Genomic DNA, 15,680 nt, shown 5'->3' with positions numbered 1-15,680 from the left:
TGCGGGCGGGCGTCAGAGCCCGCGCCAGATGCTCACGGCCTCGTCGTCGTCCGGCCCGTAGCGCCGGGCGTCGCAGGCGGTCGGCATGAAGTCCGCGCCGTAGCAGAGGCGCATTTCGCGCAGCCAGCCGCGATTGCTGACCACCAAGCCGACGTCCTCCGCGTCCCAGTAGGGATTGGCCTCGGCAAAGGTACGGCGAATGTCGCCGGCGGTCAGGCCGCGGCGGCGGGAGAGGCGGTCGAAATCGGGCCAGCGCAGCGAGTTCCACAGGATGCGGGTGATCCGCAGGTAGGCGTCAGGGCTGGAGGTCATGCAGCTGCCGTGCTTCGCCCATTCGCGGGCGAGCAGCGAGACGTCGGGCGTCATGCACATGCTTACGCGCACTTCGCTCATGCTCGGCTGGCGCTGGGTGGGGCACCACTGCGGCCAGGACCCGCGCGGCCCGTCCGGCCACAGCCCGTGGACGATGAAGGCGAAGCGCCCTGCCCTGCCCGAACACTGCCGCGCATGCTGCGGCGCGTCCTCGCGGAAACGGCAGAATTCGGGGCTCCAGCTGAGCGCCAGCGTGTATCCGGTTACGCGCGTTTCGCGAACCGGCCCGTCACGTTCGACTTGCGGGAGGGAGATGCGGCCCTGCGGGACCGAGCACTGGTAGGCTTGCGCGTTGGCGACGGCAGGCAGCGCCAGGGCGGCCAGAGCGATCAGGGCCTTACTTGAACGCGGTAACATGTGGCTTCCGATGGTCGGCGAACCAGCGATTGGCCGCCGGGGTGAACAGCAACAGCCACGCGAGGCCTGTCGGTAGGGCTGACAGCACTGTCAGCGCAGCCGTATCCAGTGGATGGCCGTACTGGTTTAGGTCGTAGACTAGCCAGAACGTGCCCCAGATCGAAGTGCCGGTCACGACCCACTTGGCGATGCGGCTGGCGAATACCCAGACGATCAGCGCCGGGATGGCGAAGATCGAGAACTGGAAGCTGAGCACGAAGATCATCGCGCCAAGGCTCAGGTCGTCGGCAAGGTCGGTGCGAAACCAGTTGCTGTCTTGGGCAACGGTCCACATCTGGTCCACGTAGGCCCACAGGCCCACTCCGATCATGATGAGCGCGAACAGGTGGACCTGCCAGGGTCGAGAGCCAGTTGCGCGCCTCATTCGACGGTGAAGTCGAGTCCGATGTCCGCGGCAGGCGCGCTTTGCGTTAGGCGGCCGACGGAGACGTAGTCGACGCCGGTGGCGGCCTTGGCCTTGATGGTGTCGAGGTTGATGCCGCCGCTGGCCTCGGTCTTGGCGCGTCCGGCGATCACGCCTACGGCCTCGCGCAGGGTTTCGGGCGACATGTTGTCGAGCAGCAGGTGGTCCGCCCCGGCGGCCAGCGCGGGTTCGATCTGGTCGATCCGGTCGACCTCGCAGATGATGTTCTCGACGCCTGCATCGCGCGCGCGGCGCACGGCCTCGCCCACGTTGCCGGCGACAAGGATGTGGTTGTCCTTGATCATCGCTGCGTCCCACAGGCCCATGCGGTGGTTGCTGCCCCCGCCCATGCGCACGGCATATTTCTCGAGGTGGCGCAGGCCGGGAATGGTCTTGCGCGTATCGAGCAGGGTGCAATCAGGGTTGTCCATCGCATCGACATATTGCCGCACCAGCGTGGCCACGCCGGATAGGTGCTGCACGGTGTTCAATGCGCTGCGCTCTGCGGTCAGCATGGCGCGGGCATTGCCCGACAGGCGCATCAGGTCCGCGCCGGGCTGCACCTGCGCGCCCTCCTCCACCAGCAATTCGATCTGCATGTCGGGGTCGAGATGGCGGAAGAACGCCTCCGCCACCGGCAGCCCCGCGACGGTGATCGCATCGCGGCTGTCCATCACTCCTTGGAACCGTGCATCGGCGGGAATCACGCTCGTTGCGGTCACGTCCACGCCGCCACCCGGCAGCCCGACGCCGAGGTCTTCGTCCAGCGTCTCGCGAACGAAGCGATCAAGGTCGAAACCTTCGAGTTTGAACTGGGTCATGCGGCGCTTGTGGCCTTTCTTTTGTTTGGCCTCAAGCGCCGGCGTTCGCCTCCGCTCACTTGGCTTCCGCCCTACCGGGCGGCGCGCGGTCGCGCGCTGTCGTCGCCTTTCAGGCCCCGATTGCAGCAACGGAATGCAGGTGTGCGCTGGTGACGGTCGCGCAGCGACCGCAAGGGCGAACGCCCGCCCGCAGCGGGCGCAGCCATGCTGCGCGTCTAGCGAGGACGAAGGCGCGGGTGCGCCTTCGCAAGACAAGCTAATGCACGAACCGTGCAACCACGTCCCGGTAGGAACGGCTCACCTTCACCTCGGCGCCGGAGTCCAGCACCAGGAAGCATTCGCCGTTGGTATGCGGCCGCACCTGTCGCACCTGGTCGAGGTTGACGATGGTGGAACGGTGGACGCGCTGGAAGTTCTTCGGGTCCAACCGTCGTTCGAGGTCCTTCATCGTTTCGCGCAGAATCAGCGAATTGTCGCCGGTGTAGATCACCATGTAGTCGCCCGCCGCCTCGATATGTTCGATGGAGTCGACGTCGACGCGGAAGATCTGGCCCTTGTCCTTGACGTTGATCATCTTCTCGTAGCGGCCTGCGGCCTCGCCATCCTCGCCGATGGTCTCGAGGCTTTCCGGGCTGACCTCGGCCAGCACGTCCTTCAGCTTCTCGGCTTCCTGCGCGCTGGCCTTTTCGGCCATGCGCTGGCGTACGCGTTCGATGGTGTCGGCCAGCTTGTCCTCGTCCACCGGCTTCATCAGGTAGTTCACGGCATTGGCCTCGAAGGCGCGGATGGCGTGTTCCTGGAAGGCGGTGACGAAGACGAACAGCGGCGGCTCGACGTCCATCACGCCCTTCACCACGGAAAAGCCGTCGAACCCCGGCATCTGGATGTCGAGGAAGACGAGGTCGGGCTTCAGGGTCTTGATCGCGCGGATGGCCTCGCGGCCGTTGGCGCAGGTTTCGATGACTTCGATGTCGCTATGCGGCTCCAGGCGCAGTTGCAGGCCCTGGATGGCCAGCTTTTCGTCGTCGACGATAATCGTGCGGATGCTCATGCATTGGCTCCGGTCTGGGGGGCGTTGGCGACGGGTGCGCCGGTGTCCTGTGGTTGGGTGTCCGTTCGTGCTGCCCCTGGCGAGGCAACGGACGAGGGCCCGGTTAGTTTCGCGGGCTGCCTGCCTTCTTCCTCGCGCTCTTCGGGTTCGTAAGGCAGTTCGATGATGACGGTGAACCCGCCGTCGGGCGGGGTCTCGATGTCGAAGCGGTGATTCTCGCCATAGGCCTGCACCAGCCGGTCGCGGATATTGGCGAGACCGACGCCGGTGGACGACGGCGTATGCGCCAGGCTTTCGGCATTGCGCTGTGTGCCTTGCAGGCCGGGGCCGGTGTCGGAGACGATCACCCGCAGGCGCGAGCCGATGACCTGCGCCGACAGGCTGATCCGCGCGCCCTCTTCCTGCGCCGATACGCCGTACTTGATCGCGTTCTCGATCAGCGGCTGCAGCAGGAACGACGGGATGCAGGCATGTGCCGCCCGGTCGTCGATGCGGAAATCGGTACGCAGCCGCTCTTCGAAACGCATGCGTTCGATGTCCAGGTAGAGCTTCAGCGTCTCGACCTCCTGCGCCACGGTCACCTTGCCGCCCGGCTGGGTGACGAGGGTATGCCGCAGGAAGCTGGACAGGCGGGTGAGCATGGCATTGGCCGGCTCGGTCTGTTTCAGCAGCACCAGCGTGCTGATCGAGTTCAGCGTGTTGAACAGGAAATGCGGGTTGAGCTGGTAGCGCAGCATGGCCAGCTGTGCGCTGGTGGCCTGGGCCTCCAGCCGTTCGAGCCGGTCTGCCTGATGTTCCACCTGCAGGAAGAAGTTGATCGCGTAGTAGAGCGCCGACCACGCGCCCAGCAGGGTCATGTCGATATAGAACACGCCCAGCATCAGCTGCGCGAAGCCCGCCTCGCTGCCGCCCTGGTAGACGTCGATGGTCCAGGCGTTGATGAAGGCCGAAATCGCCACCGCCACCATCAGCGCCACGGCAGTCGCGGTCCAGGTGACCAGCGGGCTGCGGTTGATCAGGTAGGAATAGACGACCGACAGCACCGTGCTGATGGAAAAGCCGGCGATGGCGGCAATCAGCACGACGATCAGGAAGTCGAGCGGACGCTCGTTGGCGACGGAGGTCGCCACGCGCAGGATCAGCGCGCCGCCCCAGCCAAGCAGCTGCAACCGCCAGAAGGCGCGGTTCTTGTCCTTGAAGAACGGGGTGGGGCTGATGGGCAGCATGGCCATGCCGGCCATTTTAGTATCGTTCTCCCCGTTTTTCAGCGGGGAAGAGGTGGCCACCGGCCGGGATTCAAGGCGGTTCGGCTCAGGAATCGCGCGCCTCGGCGATTGCGGCCCCGATGACCTCCGGCCCGACGGCACCGGACAGCACCTGGTTGCCCACGATCCAGGCCGGGGTGCCGGTGATGCCCATGTTCTGGGCGAGGAAGACATTGTTCTGCAGCTGCGTCTCGAACAGGCCCATTTCGATGGCGCGCCGGGCCCGTGCGACATCCATACCCGATTGCAGCGCGGCACGCTCGATATTCTCCGCCGAGAGGTTCTCGGCAGCGAACATGGCATTGTGGAACTGCTCGTAACGGCCCTGCTCCGCTGCGGCGAGCGCCATGCGTGCGGCATCGGCGCTGCCTGCGGTGAGGATGGGATATTCGCGGATCACCACCTTCACGTCCGGGTTGGCGGCGATCAGCTGGTTCACGTGATCGAGGCTCTGGCGGCAGTAAGTGCAGGCGTAATCGGTGAATTCTACCAGCGTGATTTCACCATTCGGGTTACCCAACACGGCGCCGGGGAAGGGTTCTTCCAGCTCGCTGCGCAGCGGCTCGATCCGCGCCAGCATGTCGCGGCGGCGCAGTTCGTCCATCGCCTCCGGCAGGATTTCGGGGTTGGCGAGCAGCGCCTCGCGCGTGCGGTCGGGGCCGAGACCGGAATAATCCCAGGCGGCAGCCCCGGCAAAACCGGCGATCAGGGCGATGACAATGGTAGCAATCCAGCGCATGCGAATGGCCTAGTTGCGATCCCGTTGGCGTTCAAGGATGGCGCGCGCCTGCAAGGCGACGTCCTGCGCCCGGATCCAGTCGGGCGATCCCGTCGGCAGGCCGTTCTCCGCCGCCTGCGCATTCACCAGCGCGCCTTGCGGATTGCCCTGCATGATCTGCTGTTCGGCGCTCGCCAGCCGGGCGCGCGGGATGTCGCCGCGCTGCCCGTAGACCACGCCCAGCTGGTACCAGGCGAAGGGGTTCTCGCGGTCGCGGCCCACCGCCGCGCGCAGCACCGCTTCGGCCTCGTCGAAATTGGCCGGGTCTTCGGTGGCGATCAGCGCATGGCCGAGGATGGAGGCGATCAGCGGGTTGGAGCCGGTCAGGCGCGTCGCCTCGCGCAAGGGCGGCAAGGCTTCTTCCACGTGCCCGGATTCGAGCAGGATCTGGCCCTTAAGCTCGAGGAAATAGGGATCGGTCGGGTCCATCTCGATCAGCGCGTTCACTTCCGCCAGCGCTTCCTCCACCCGCGCTTCCTTGTGATAGGCATAGGCCCGCGCGTAGCGGGCGGGGGCGCCGGTCATGTAGGCGGGAAAGGCGTTGAGCGTGCGCGCCGGCGGGGCAAGGAAGCCGTAGAGCTTGGCCTTGGCGCGCTGGAAGCGCTCCTCCAGCCGCGGGTCGCTGGGCGTATTCCACGCTGGGTCCGCCTCGTAATCCTCACGCAGGCGGGCGATGCGATTGCCCGACAGCGGGTGCGTGCGCGAGTATTCGCGATCGTTGTCCTGGCTGATGTTGCGACGGAATTCGTAGCTCTGCAGCTTCTCGAAGAAGGCGATGCTGCCCCGGCCGCTGATACCGGCATCGGACAGGTACTGCGCGCCGGCGGCGTCGGCGCTGGCTTCCTGTGTGCGGCTGAAGGCGAGGAAGCTGCCCATCGCCGCCTGCTGGCCCGCTGCCAGCACGCCCATCGCCGCTTCGCCGCCGCCGGCCAGGGCCGCCCCCACGGCCAGCAGGGCCGAGAGCAGGGTGATGCGCGAGGCATTGCCGGCGCCTTCGGAAAAACGGTTGATATGGCCGCCGGTGATGTGCCCCAGCTCGTGCGCCAGCACACCTTGCACCTCGTTGGCATTGTCGGCGGCATTGATCAGGCCCGAATGCACGAAGATGCGCTGTCCGCCGGCAACGAAGGCGTTGATCGACGGGTCGTTGATCAGGACGATCTCCACCGCGCCTTCGCCAAGGCCCGCGGCCTCCGCCAGCGGATCGACCATGTCCTGCAGCAGGGCCTCGGTCTCGGCATCGCGCAGCACGCTGAAGCCTTGTGCCATGGCGGGCTGTACGGTGAGGGTAAGCGCGGCCAGCAACGCCAGCAGGCGCGCAAGCAGGCTGTGCGGGGAGCGAGTGAGAATGCGCATTGTCAGGAAACCAGCCTAGCGGCTTGCGCCATGAACCGGAACTGAAGATTGCGAGCGCCCGGCGAGGGCGCGTTTCCTCCGATCGACGGCCTTACGGCGCCTGCTCGATCGTCTTCACGATCTGCTCGGTTTCCCCGCCCGGCGCAAAGCCCAGTGTTTGCAGGAAATCGAGGCCGTCCTCGTAGCTGCTGCCCAGCCACAGCGGCACGCCTGCCTCCCGGATCGTGCAGCTTGCCGCTTCCTCCTCGGGCGAGAAGCGCTGCTGCGAAACCCTGCGCAGGAAGACTGCGGCAATGCGTCCGGGAAACTGCTCCACCGCGCGGGCGAAGGCGGGCAGGTCGCCCTGCGTGTCGTCGCCGATCAGGGCGAAGCGAAGTTGCGGGTACATGCCGACGATGCCGTCAATCGCCAGGTCCTTGTGCGCGCCGTGGCTGCTCCTACCCAGCGTATCGCGGTTCAGGCCCCAGTCGCGCAGCTTCAGCGGGCCGAGCGGAAGGCCCTGCACCTGCTTGAAGGCGACGAGGTAGGAGAACAGGTTCCACGGGCTGGAGGAGATGTAGAAGAACGGGCGCCGGGTGGCGGGGATGCGCGAGGCGGGGCGATGGTCTTCCTGCTCCAGCACGCCGCCGCCCAGATGGCCGAAGAAGGCATCGACCCCGGGCACGGCCAGCCGTTCCTCCGGCATCTGCGCGAACAGCCGCTTCCAGTTGCGGAACACGCTGCCGATGCCGCCGGTCACGCCGGTTTCGATGATCGTGTCGTCGATATCGGAGATGACTGCCAGGTTGCTGGTGCTGCCGGGCGCAAGGATGTGCGCCTCGGTTTCCTGTGGGCCGTGGCTGTTGCTCCAGCGCAGCCGGGCCAGCTCCCACACCGGCAGCTTGGGCAGGTCCCAGTGCGGATCGAGGGCGATGTCGAAATGGACGTAGCCTTCGCGGTCGGTACTGGCGCGGTGTTCCAGCAGCGCGCCTTGCGCGCCGTGCACCTCCAGCGTCACCTCGACGTCGGCGACTTCGTGGCTGACGAACTGGGCGATCATCGTGCGCATGGCCAGCAGGCGCGAACCTTGGCGGAAGCTGGGTGGCCGCCCGCGCAAGGCCCGGGCCGACAGCACCAGCTTGTCGCGGCTGCGATGGCCATAGAAGGCCTGCACGCGCAGTGCTTGCGTGGGGAACAGCGCCATGGCTGGCCCGGCTAGCCAATATTGCCGGGATTTCCCAGCCCGGAAGGGCCGGGCGAAGCCGCTCAGTCGAGCAGTTCGCGCGCGGCCTTCTCGATCAGCGAGACGTTGTCTGGGATCTCGCCCAGCACCACGATGTCACCGCTTTCGGTGCGACGGATCATCACCAGCGCGAATTCCTCGCCCCTGGTGTCGACCGCCTCGAATCCGCGCGGGGTCATCGCGCGCAGCTTGCGGGCGATAGCCTTCTTCGGACCGCGCGGCTTGGGCGCGGGTTCGACCCCGTCCTGCTCGCGGCGATAGTCACGCTCGGCGGCGATGATGCCCTTGAGGCCGCCGTCGGCGGTCTTCAGCAGCTCGGCCAGTGCGCCGCGCTCCACTCCGTTGCGCTTCGCCCACGACAGGACGGCGGCATATTCGGTGAGGCGGGTCTTGTCGTATTCCGCGCCGAACACGAGCTTGACGACCGGGGTCATCGGCGCGCGTTCCTGCATGGTCAGGCCGGCGTCGGACAGCAGCTCGGCGAACTCCTGCGGCTCGTCCATGGCGGCGACGGCGAAATCGTAGGCACGGCTCACGGCTTCGTAGAGCGAGGCGCGGGTGCGTTCCTCGCTGCTCTTGGCCGCCTGCGCCATTTCGCGGGCGATGGCGAGCCAGTCGGCCAGCGCCATCTCGTCCTCGGCGATTTCCGGCATGGCCACCAGCTCTTCGACCGCAGCAACGGGCGCTTCGTCCTCGTTCCCGGCACCGAACACGGGTTCCGGCATGGCCGGCACTTCGGCGGCGGTTTCGCTGGCGAAAGTGGCCGGGCCGTCGGCCCAGTCGACCAGGTCTTCCGGATCGGTGCGACGGGGAGCCTCGTCCTCGAGCTCGTCGTGCTCGTCCTCGACGGCCTGGTCCATTTCCAGCACCAGCTCGTCGGCCACGCCGGCGTCGGCCATCTCCTTCCAGTTGATCACGCCATAGATGAAATCGATGGTGTCATCGTCGCTGGAGAAGGGCAGCAGGATGCCGCGATAGAGGATCGTCGCCCCGCGCTGATTGACGAATTCGGCCTCGAACCCGATCGGCGCCTGGTTGGCGATGATCTGCATGTAATGGTCGGTAATCCGCGACAGCAGCGAGCGCGCCGGCACGTCCGACAGCGTGTTGATCTCGCGCTCGGTGGCGTCGCATTCCTCGGCGAGGTTGCCGCCAAGGTAGGAAACCGAGGGGTTTTCGATCCCGCGGGAGAAATCCAGCAGCACGCTGTTCGGCCCAAAATCGGGCAGGGCCTCGGGATCGAGATCCTCGATGGCGGGAAAGTTGCGATTGTCGAGAAGGCTGGCCCAGAAATTGTAGGCGCGCACCTGCATGCGGCGTTCGTCGGTGCCGATGGCCGGCGGGGGAGTGGGGTCCACCGAATCCTCGTAATCGCTGTCCATGGCATCGAGCCCCGGACCGAGGTCAGCCGTGTCGAGCGCTCCGAAATTGCCGCGCAAAGTGTCCATCAAAATTCGCCTTCCGAGTGCTTGTTGCAAAGACACCTTTGGCGATTTTTGGTAAAATTTCGGTGAAGTTGTGCCGGCCTTTTTCCAGCTTTTGCGCCGTTATCGGTGCTTAATCAAAGCATGTAGCGCATGCGGATGGTCTGGTGGAGTGACGTCGTGCCGACGGTAATGGCGGCATCCTCGAAGTCGGGCGGGCCCATGTTGACCGGCGCATCGTTGGAAAAGCCGAAGCCTTCGCGCGGCATCATCCCCAGCACGCGGTCGGCCTTGCCGTTCTCGTTTTCGTCATGCAGCAGCGCGATGGCATAGGTACCCGGCGCGACATTGCGGAAGCGCAGCGTGGTCGCCTCGCCCGCCGGCACGACAGTGCGATAGCCCTGCGTGGAATCCTGGCAGCGGGGGAAGCGCTGGGCGTCGCGCGTCATGCAGGCGCGGACCACGCCGTCCTCGTTGCGCAGGTTGGTAACCTCGATCACCACGTCGACACCCGCCTGCTGGGCGGAGAGCGGCGAGGGGGCAAGCGGCAGGGCCAGCGCGGCCCCGGCAAGGATGGTCAGGACTCCGCGAGCCCACGGTCGGTGTTGCACAGGCGATCCCAAAATCTGAAGTAAAGTCCGTAGTTGCAGCGATATTCGTCATGATGCCGCTGGTGATGGCTGGCTGTTATCAGCCAATTCCCTACGCGTGAATGAACGAGCCAGCGCGGAAACATCTCCCAGCCCATGTGATTGGTGACGCCCATCACCGTCATGATTGCCAGCACCAGCCCCAGCACGGCGACGTGGATGGGGATGAGGAAGACCAGCGCCGGGATGACCACGGCGCCCGTGATAGCCTCGATCGGGTGGAAGCTCATCGCTGCCCAGGCGGTAGGCGGGCGGCTGGCATGGTGCACAGCATGGGCAATGCGGAACCACTTGGGCCGGTGCATCCAGCGGTGCGTCCAGTAGAACCAGGTGTCATGCGCGAAGAGGTAGAGGAACAGCGAAAGCGGCAGGTACCACAGCGGATAGGCTGCGATATCGGTGTAGATTAGCGTCCAGCCGTGCTGTTGCCAGCCCCAGGCGACCACGCCGGCGGGCACGCCATAGATCGCCGCCGAGGCGAGCGACCAGCCGATCTCCTTGTGGATCTGTGACGTCAAGCCGTCATACAGGCCCGGCCGCACGCGGGCGGTGGCCCAGGCAAAGGCCCCGCTGGTCACCATGTAACGCACGGCGACGATGGCAGTCATGGCGAGGGCGGAAAGGATAATGGCAAGCAGCATTTGCCGCGCTTATGCCAAGGCCGGGCCTTGCTGGCGAGTGCTTCGCGCTCAACCCGCCAAATCGCTGCCCCAGCTGTGGCAATGCGGGTCCGCCGCCACCAGCAGGCGGCGCAAGGCGGTGCGGGCGAGCCGCTCCACCTCCACCCGGCGGCGCGCGGCGGCGAGCGGGTGGCTGGGCGCGGGGCGGACGATCTCCGCATCATACTCGTCGGCCACGATCACCCCGCAACAGTCGGGCCGGTAATCCTCGCCATCGAGCACCTTGCGGTCCAGTTCGGGCGGCAGGCCCCAGTAGAAGCGGTCGCAGAATTCCAGGTAGTCGGGCCACTTGCCGTCACCCAGCAGGTCTCCGCGCGCGGTCTTCACCTCGACGATGACGATCTTGCCCTTGGCATCGACGCCCATCAGGTCCGCCCGGCGGCCATTGCGCAGCGGCATTTCCGGCAGTGTCCAGATGTCGTTGCGGGCAAACAGCCGCCCGATCCCCCGGCACACGGCGCGCGAGCGCAAGGTGAAGGGATCGTCGGTGGCATCGAGGGCAGCATCGGCTGCCGCGTGAATCAGCGAATCGGCCATAACCGAAATCTGGAACGAAATAGGAACACCGTCAAGCGCAGACGGTGATTCAGCCTAGGCGCTGCGGCGCGGGCCGTGCTCGCCGCTGGGCGGCAGCAGCTCCAGCATGGCCTGGCGGGCAGCGGTATATTCGCGCCACAGGGCGAGCGCGGCGGGCTTGCAGTCGGCGCCGCGGGCATTGACCGCCAGCAGGGCGGCGATGCCCGGTTCCATCACTGCGGCCAGTTCGGCACAGCCGGTATCGACGAGGTCGCGCCGCCACTTTTCCGCGTCGCGCATCAGGGCGGGGAAATTGCGGAACTCCTTGCTCGGCTGTTCCGGCTCCAGCCCGGCCAGCATGGCCACGACCTGCCCGGCCTCTGCCAGCGCGGCCCAGCGCATGCTCATGGTGCTGGCGCCGAGCGTCTGGCGCGCGGAAGCAGAGCCGAAATTGGGCGTGGACGCGTTCATGCCGCGCGCCATAGCGCGCCGCTGGTTGCCATTCGGTTAGCGCTGTCGCTTTACCAGCCGGCGGCCGGATCAGTCCTCCACCGGCGGGCCGAACGGATCGCCTTCGTCGTCGAAGCCCAGATCGACATTGGCGCCGTTCTCGTCATCCACCAGGCGGTTGTTCTCGTTGCAGACGTATTCGCGGATTTCCCAGTCCGGCTGGCGCGAATAGGCCAGTGTCTGCACGAAGGGCTCTGCCAGCACGGCGGGATCGGTAATGGTGGTTTCCAGCCACAGGGTGTCGTTCTCGTCGAGCCAGAAATGCTCGTGGATCCGCATGTCTTCCGACGGGGTGACCCCGGCCATGAAGGTGACGAGGTGGTTGAAGCCGACCGTGTCGACCACCAGCATGTCGCCTTCCCAGAACCCCACCGAGGTGCCGTTGAACAGCAGGTCCGGGTCTTCCGGCAGCTTGCGGTCGGGATCGACGTAGATGCGGCGCGCCTGGCTGTAGGTCTCGGCGAACACGGTCACCCGGCCCGGCGAGAACAGGAATTCGATGGGGTAGGGCTGGCGCATGATGCCGGGCATGCCGGGCGGGATGCAGTTGACCTGCAGGAACTGGTCCACGCCTTCTTCCGCCTGCCGGGCGCGGAAGGCGTCCACCTCGGCTTGGGCTGCCGGCGTGAATACCGGACTCGCGGGAATGCGGCCGTTGCGACCGAACAGGATCGACCAGTCGGGATTCCACACGCCGGTGAAATCGGGCCAGTTGGTGACTTCGGCATATTGCTCCGCGCGCGGCGGGGAGAATTCCCCGTCCTGCGCCATCGCCGGGAATCCCGTCGCGACAAGGGCCATTACCAGTGCCGCTCCCCGGACTTTTGCCTGCAGAGCCATTCGATATTCCTCTCACCCAGATTGATACTGTTTGATGTCAGATTGTTGCCTCTTCGCCCTTCAAGTCAAGCGATGGGTTGATTATGTCCGGCAAATGCTGGCAAATATGGTCGGCAAGAGGAAGCGGCACGATGCAGGGCCGCCCAACTATTCGGAGAGTGTTTGTCATGACCCCCTTTTCGATCCGCCGTCTTGGTCTTGCCGCTGGCGCAGCACTGGCCGTGGCTGCGGGCATGTCGGTGCCCGGTTCGGCCCACCATTCGACGGCGATGTTCGACTGGGGCAGCGAAACCACCATGGAGAACATGACGGTGGAGCGCTGGGTCTGGACCAATCCGCACACCTTCATCTACGCCCGCGACGAGAACAACCAGCGCTGGGCATTCGAGGGCATGAGCCCGAACCACCTCAGCCGCGCCGGCTGGTCGCGCCGCACGCTAGCTCCGGGCGAGACGATCACCGTCGGCTACTACCCGCTGCGTGACGGCCGCCGCGGCGGCTTCAACGTCCGCGTCTTCAAGGAAGACGGCACGGAGATGCTGCAGCTGCCCTCGGCGATGTAATCCACCGCAGATTCACGACGATTGCGCTTGGCTATGGCGCGTGCCATTGCTACGGGCGCGCCGCTGATCGGCACCCGTAGCTCAGCTGGATAGAGCGCTGCCCTCCGAAGGCAGAGGTCACAGGTTCGAATCCTGTCGGGTGCGCCAGCTTTTCAATGAGTTAGACTTCGGCCCATCAATTTGTATGGAATGGGTATGGAGAACTGGTGTTCCTAAACGGCTGTCAAACGATGCATGTGAGCAAATCTACTCACAGCGTTCATAAGTGTATCTGATCCCGTAGCGAGCAGTTGGATCGGGGCACGCGTATCGAGGACCATCCTCAGGGCATCGCGCATCAGGAAAGCCTAGCTGAGCATACCCAGCGTTGAGGCACATCCGGTATTCGAGCATATCGCCCCCAACCTCGGAGCCGCCACATTGCTCACTAAGCGCTTCAGCTTCTATCAGTCGCTGGGCAAAATCTTCACCGCATTGGCGCTCGAGGGACGCGCGCTCAAGATCAAGTTGCGCGCTATTCTCACGACCCAACCCATAAGCTTCAAGTTCAGTGCGGGTTAGAATGCGAATTTGGCTCGAGGGAATGGTCATCATATCTTCGACCAATCGCGGGCTGACCCCATTCTCGGTCATTAGCGCTCGTGCATCAGCCGTGATCTCGGTCAACAGCCCCTCCAGTTCTTCTCTAGTGTCTGCCGAGGAGCCAACTGGGAAGACCCGATGGATACCAATCTCACCATAAAGTAGCCGCTCGGCAGCACCGGCGATCAACAGGACGCACGCGCTTGCGCACTGTGACTCTGGTTCTACGACCACTGTCCACTTGCTACGAGCCATCAGGCGCGCAGCATCAATGGCCGCTTTGGGATCGCCTCCGGGTGAGTCAATTATCAACGCCCCCTCAAACGGATCGGGATTGCACCAACTCGTGCTACCGTCCTCACACATCATCTGATGCGTCGCCTCCTGATCGGCGTTGAGAGATTCGATAGTCTCGATCAGTTGCAGGAAAGAAAGGTCAATTTCGCCGTTGTATTGGATGGTGCCCCGATTGCCATATCCCAAGTCGGCGGAGCACCCGATACGAAACCGAAGTCCCATTGGCGTGATGCGGTCGATCGCCTCCCGCGAACCGTCGCGACACACCCACTCCGCCGTCCCGCTCTCCAAGGTGCAAAAAGGGAAATGCTCGACGACTTCGCGCTGTTGTTCATTGCTGCCGACGCCCGTAATTTTGCAAGCCCGGAGCGGAGATGCTCGCAGCGCCTCTGATACGAACTCTGAACCATTGCTCCGATTTGGGAGCTCGGTGTCACAACCAGCGAGCACGATCAGCATGAGGAGCTTAGCGAACCAATTTACGATTGGCTTCCGGCGATAATCGCGGTGCATGAAGCTTCCCCCCAAAATCTTGGCGATTGCATCCCTTGCAAACATGGCCTGTTCAGCCGGGGATGCAATAAGCTCCTAGGTTGAGTTGCTGCCCAAAGACCACGCCCCCCGTTCGGCAAGCGGCGGGGCTGGCTTCGCGATCAATTTTCAAGACGCGCCTCCTGTTTAGGAAGATTGGCGAAGAAGCCTCATCACCGAGGCCGAGAATTGGGAAACCGCCAATTTCTAAAGATCATTTGCCCCTACAAGCAATTTGCAATCAGCGGCAAAGAACTGGATACCCTCTGGGCTGTCCCTACGGACGACCTGGGCAATGTGATCGCTGGCCAGAATGTAGCCATTTGCCTTCAGGAAGTCGCGTATCTCAGTTGCGTATCGAATGGCCTCTGCATCTCCCAACAGAGCCTCAACTCTAATCGCGCGATCTTTCGGGAGGCTCTGCAGCATCTCATTCGCGATGCGCGGACTCATCCGGCGCTGAATCTTACCGACATTGACGTTTTGCGCGGTAATTCCGCCGCTTTGATTATGCGAAGTCACGCTGTGATCGATTGCAACCGGTTGCTGCTCAGGCTTTTCTCCAAAGATCAGCATGGCAATCAAGCCGACCCCGCCAACTGCAAATGCGATGCCACCTCCATAAAGAAGCATTTCGAAGTAGCTTGAATCTGTAGCCTGGGTTGCCCCGATCATTGAGGCAATACCACCAGCTGCCAAAACGGCGGAGATAGTGCGCAGGGTGTCGGTTTTCGCCATCGAGGTGCATTAGATAGAATTTTGGTTTTTGGCGCAATCACCTATGCTTAAGTGACGAACGTTCAAGTATGATGGAATCCCGGTGCAGCGGCGAACGCCCGCTTTTACCCGCTCTCAACAGGGTGGCCAGAACGGTAAAGAAAGCCGCGGAAAGGAAGCTAGGCGGATGAGCAAACTAAGTGACCGATACTTGCCGATGATGGGGCGGCAGTTCCTGTTCGGATTAGCCTTCGATCTTCTAATTGCAGTCATTCTTGTAAGCATGTTTGGAAGTGAGGATGACTGGCTCTTCGAAACCTTATTCGTCTTTGTGGGCATTCTCGGCTTGGAGGTCGCCATTGGCGCAAAGTCGTGGCTAGCAAAGGGCGCTTGGGCCTTTCTCTTCGGTAAGAAGTTTGTTGAAGAAGCCGTCTTTGAAGCCTTGCAAGACGCAATGCTGCCTGCCCCGATGGATTATCATCGCAGGGGCTTCGACTACCTTGCCGACCTCGCCGATGACCCAGAGGCCAATCCAGATGACCGAGTAAAGGCGGTTGTGCTGTTCACCTCAATGTCGATGGCGTGGTCGAGAGAAGGCATAGTCAGGCAAGCGGCATATCGCGCTGCAGCGGACGATGCTGCCGCCCGATGGCTTAGGCAATTGCCACGGGTGCCCAATTGAACC

The 15,680-nt window shown here is 64.1% G+C and carries 18 protein-coding genes and 1 tRNA gene; 3 read left to right on the top strand and 16 right to left on the bottom strand.

Annotation, left to right across the window (positions count from 1 at the left end; genetic code table 11):
• Positions 1-12: 12 nt before the first annotated feature.
• The 14 genes from OZN62_RS09295 to OZN62_RS09230 all read right to left on the bottom strand — a co-directional run bounded on the left by OZN62_RS09295 (position 13) and on the right by OZN62_RS09230 (position 12,266).
• The gene (locus tag OZN62_RS09295) at positions 13-729 is read right to left on the bottom strand and encodes a ribonuclease T2 family protein (protein WP_269099336.1); all 717 of its coding nucleotides are present in this window, start codon (positions 727-729) and stop codon (positions 13-15) included.
• Complete coding sequence (locus tag OZN62_RS09290) at positions 710-1,153, bottom strand: hypothetical protein (protein WP_269099335.1); 444 nt, start codon at positions 1,151-1,153, stop codon at positions 710-712. Before OZN62_RS09290 ends, OZN62_RS09295 begins: the two co-directional genes overlap by 20 nt.
• Positions 1,150-2,013 (bottom strand): carboxylating nicotinate-nucleotide diphosphorylase, encoded by an 864-nt coding sequence (gene nadC / locus OZN62_RS09285; protein ID WP_269099334.1) that lies wholly within the window; start codon positions 2,011-2,013, stop codon positions 1,150-1,152. The genes OZN62_RS09290 and nadC overlap by 4 nt, the downstream gene beginning before the upstream one ends.
• A 256-nt stretch (positions 2,014-2,269) precedes the next feature.
• On the bottom strand, positions 2,270-3,064 hold the full coding sequence (locus OZN62_RS09280; RefSeq protein WP_269099333.1) for a LytR/AlgR family response regulator transcription factor: 795 nt from the start codon (positions 3,062-3,064) through the stop codon (positions 2,270-2,272).
• A complete protein-coding gene (locus tag OZN62_RS09275; RefSeq protein ID WP_269102144.1) occupies positions 3,061-4,296 on the bottom strand; it encodes a sensor histidine kinase in 1,236 nt (411 codons plus the stop codon). The genes OZN62_RS09280 and OZN62_RS09275 overlap by 4 nt, the downstream gene beginning before the upstream one ends.
• A gap of 79 nt (positions 4,297-4,375) precedes the next feature.
• On the bottom strand, positions 4,376-5,068 hold the full coding sequence (locus OZN62_RS09270) for a DsbA family protein (RefSeq protein WP_269099332.1): 693 nt from the start codon (positions 5,066-5,068) through the stop codon (positions 4,376-4,378).
• A gap of 9 nt (positions 5,069-5,077) precedes the next feature.
• Positions 5,078-6,463, bottom strand: a complete 1,386-nt coding sequence (locus tag OZN62_RS09265; RefSeq protein WP_269099331.1) for a M48 family metalloprotease — start codon at positions 6,461-6,463, stop codon at positions 5,078-5,080.
• A 91-nt stretch (positions 6,464-6,554) separates the two neighbouring features.
• Entirely contained in the window at positions 6,555-7,646 is a 1,092-nt protein-coding gene (locus OZN62_RS09260; protein WP_269099330.1) for a phosphatase domain-containing protein, read from the bottom strand.
• A gap of 62 nt (positions 7,647-7,708) precedes the next feature.
• Entirely contained in the window at positions 7,709-9,133 is a 1,425-nt protein-coding gene (locus OZN62_RS09255) for a PAS domain-containing protein (protein ID WP_269099329.1), read from the bottom strand.
• Positions 9,134-9,246: 113 nt separating this feature from the next.
• The gene (locus tag OZN62_RS09250) at positions 9,247-9,720 is read right to left on the bottom strand and encodes a DUF2141 domain-containing protein (RefSeq protein WP_269099328.1); all 474 of its coding nucleotides are present in this window, start codon (positions 9,718-9,720) and stop codon (positions 9,247-9,249) included.
• Positions 9,687-10,400 (bottom strand): sterol desaturase family protein, encoded by a 714-nt coding sequence (locus OZN62_RS09245; RefSeq protein ID WP_269099327.1) that lies wholly within the window; start codon positions 10,398-10,400, stop codon positions 9,687-9,689. The genes OZN62_RS09250 and OZN62_RS09245 overlap by 34 nt, the downstream gene beginning before the upstream one ends.
• 48 nt (positions 10,401-10,448) lie before the next feature.
• Positions 10,449-10,976 carry an MmcB family DNA repair protein gene (locus tag OZN62_RS09240; protein WP_269099326.1) on the bottom strand — a complete coding sequence of 176 codons (528 nt, stop codon included), beginning with the start codon at positions 10,974-10,976 and terminating at the stop codon, positions 10,449-10,451.
• 54 nt (positions 10,977-11,030) lie between these two features.
• The gene (locus OZN62_RS09235) at positions 11,031-11,426 is read right to left on the bottom strand and encodes a hypothetical protein (protein WP_269099325.1); all 396 of its coding nucleotides are present in this window, start codon (positions 11,424-11,426) and stop codon (positions 11,031-11,033) included.
• 69 nt (positions 11,427-11,495) lie between these two features.
• Positions 11,496-12,266 carry a hypothetical protein gene (locus tag OZN62_RS09230; protein WP_269099324.1) on the bottom strand — a complete coding sequence of 257 codons (771 nt, stop codon included), beginning with the start codon at positions 12,264-12,266 and terminating at the stop codon, positions 11,496-11,498.
• A gap of 206 nt (positions 12,267-12,472) precedes the next feature.
• Here OZN62_RS09230 and OZN62_RS09225 point away from each other — a divergent pair, with 206 nt between their 5' ends.
• Together OZN62_RS09225 and OZN62_RS09220 are read left to right on the top strand one after the other, a co-directional pair.
• On the top strand, positions 12,473-12,868 hold the full coding sequence (locus OZN62_RS09225; RefSeq protein ID WP_269099323.1) for a DUF6152 family protein: 396 nt from the start codon (positions 12,473-12,475) through the stop codon (positions 12,866-12,868).
• 70 nt (positions 12,869-12,938) lie between these two features.
• Positions 12,939-13,015: transfer RNA gene (locus OZN62_RS09220), tRNA-Arg, on the top strand.
• A gap of 99 nt (positions 13,016-13,114) precedes the next feature.
• Here the strand turns inward: OZN62_RS09220 and OZN62_RS09215 are convergent.
• Together OZN62_RS09215 and OZN62_RS09210 are read right to left on the bottom strand one after the other, a co-directional pair.
• The gene (locus OZN62_RS09215) at positions 13,115-14,206 is read right to left on the bottom strand and encodes a hypothetical protein (protein ID WP_269099322.1); all 1,092 of its coding nucleotides are present in this window, start codon (positions 14,204-14,206) and stop codon (positions 13,115-13,117) included.
• Positions 14,207-14,485: 279 nt separating this feature from the next.
• A complete protein-coding gene (locus tag OZN62_RS09210; RefSeq protein WP_269099321.1) occupies positions 14,486-15,016 on the bottom strand; it encodes a hypothetical protein in 531 nt (176 codons plus the stop codon).
• Between the two features lie 166 nt (positions 15,017-15,182).
• Here OZN62_RS09210 and OZN62_RS09205 point away from each other — a divergent pair, with 166 nt between their 5' ends.
• On the top strand, positions 15,183-15,677 hold the full coding sequence (locus OZN62_RS09205; protein WP_269099320.1) for a hypothetical protein: 495 nt from the start codon (positions 15,183-15,185) through the stop codon (positions 15,675-15,677).
• The last annotated feature ends 3 nt before the right edge of the window (positions 15,678-15,680 follow it).

The organism is Aurantiacibacter sp. MUD11, assembly GCF_026967575.1.
GTDB lineage: Bacteria > Pseudomonadota > Alphaproteobacteria > Sphingomonadales > Sphingomonadaceae > Alteraurantiacibacter.
The sequence above is the reverse complement of the archived record's forward strand: the minus strand, read 5'-3'. Positions and strand labels throughout refer to the sequence as shown.

Bases quoted from the DNA above. Each gene is read 5' to 3' on its own strand.
- OZN62_RS09295 (WP_269099336.1), bottom strand. From the start codon at position 729: ATGTTACCGCGTTCAAGTAAGGCCCTGATCGCTCTGGCCGCCCTGGCG.
- OZN62_RS09290 (WP_269099335.1), bottom strand. From the start codon at position 1,153: ATGAGGCGCGCAACTGGCTCTCGACCCTGGCAGGTCCACCTGTTCGCG.
- nadC (WP_269099334.1), bottom strand. From the start codon at position 2,013: ATGACCCAGTTCAAACTCGAAGGTTTCGACCTTGATCGCTTCGTTCGC.
- OZN62_RS09280 (WP_269099333.1), bottom strand. From the start codon at position 3,064: ATGAGCATCCGCACGATTATCGTCGACGACGAAAAGCTGGCCATCCAG.
- OZN62_RS09275 (WP_269102144.1), bottom strand. From the start codon at position 4,296: ATGGCCATGCTGCCCATCAGCCCCACCCCGTTCTTCAAGGACAAGAAC.
- OZN62_RS09270 (WP_269099332.1), bottom strand. From the start codon at position 5,068: ATGCGCTGGATTGCTACCATTGTCATCGCCCTGATCGCCGGTTTTGCC.
- OZN62_RS09265 (WP_269099331.1), bottom strand. From the start codon at position 6,463: ATGCGCATTCTCACTCGCTCCCCGCACAGCCTGCTTGCGCGCCTGCTG.
- OZN62_RS09260 (WP_269099330.1), bottom strand. From the start codon at position 7,646: ATGGCGCTGTTCCCCACGCAAGCACTGCGCGTGCAGGCCTTCTATGGC.
- OZN62_RS09255 (WP_269099329.1), bottom strand. From the start codon at position 9,133: ATGGACACTTTGCGCGGCAATTTCGGAGCGCTCGACACGGCTGACCTC.
- OZN62_RS09245 (WP_269099327.1), bottom strand. From the start codon at position 10,400: ATGCTGCTTGCCATTATCCTTTCCGCCCTCGCCATGACTGCCATCGTC.
- OZN62_RS09240 (WP_269099326.1), bottom strand. From the start codon at position 10,976: ATGGCCGATTCGCTGATTCACGCGGCAGCCGATGCTGCCCTCGATGCC.
- OZN62_RS09235 (WP_269099325.1), bottom strand. From the start codon at position 11,426: ATGAACGCGTCCACGCCCAATTTCGGCTCTGCTTCCGCGCGCCAGACG.
- OZN62_RS09230 (WP_269099324.1), bottom strand. From the start codon at position 12,266: ATGGCCCTTGTCGCGACGGGATTCCCGGCGATGGCGCAGGACGGGGAA.
- OZN62_RS09225 (WP_269099323.1), top strand. From the start codon at position 12,473: ATGACCCCCTTTTCGATCCGCCGTCTTGGTCTTGCCGCTGGCGCAGCA.
- OZN62_RS09215 (WP_269099322.1), bottom strand. From the start codon at position 14,206: ATGCTGATCGTGCTCGCTGGTTGTGACACCGAGCTCCCAAATCGGAGC.
- OZN62_RS09210 (WP_269099321.1), bottom strand. From the start codon at position 15,016: ATGGCGAAAACCGACACCCTGCGCACTATCTCCGCCGTTTTGGCAGCT.
- OZN62_RS09205 (WP_269099320.1), top strand. From the start codon at position 15,183: ATGAGCAAACTAAGTGACCGATACTTGCCGATGATGGGGCGGCAGTTC.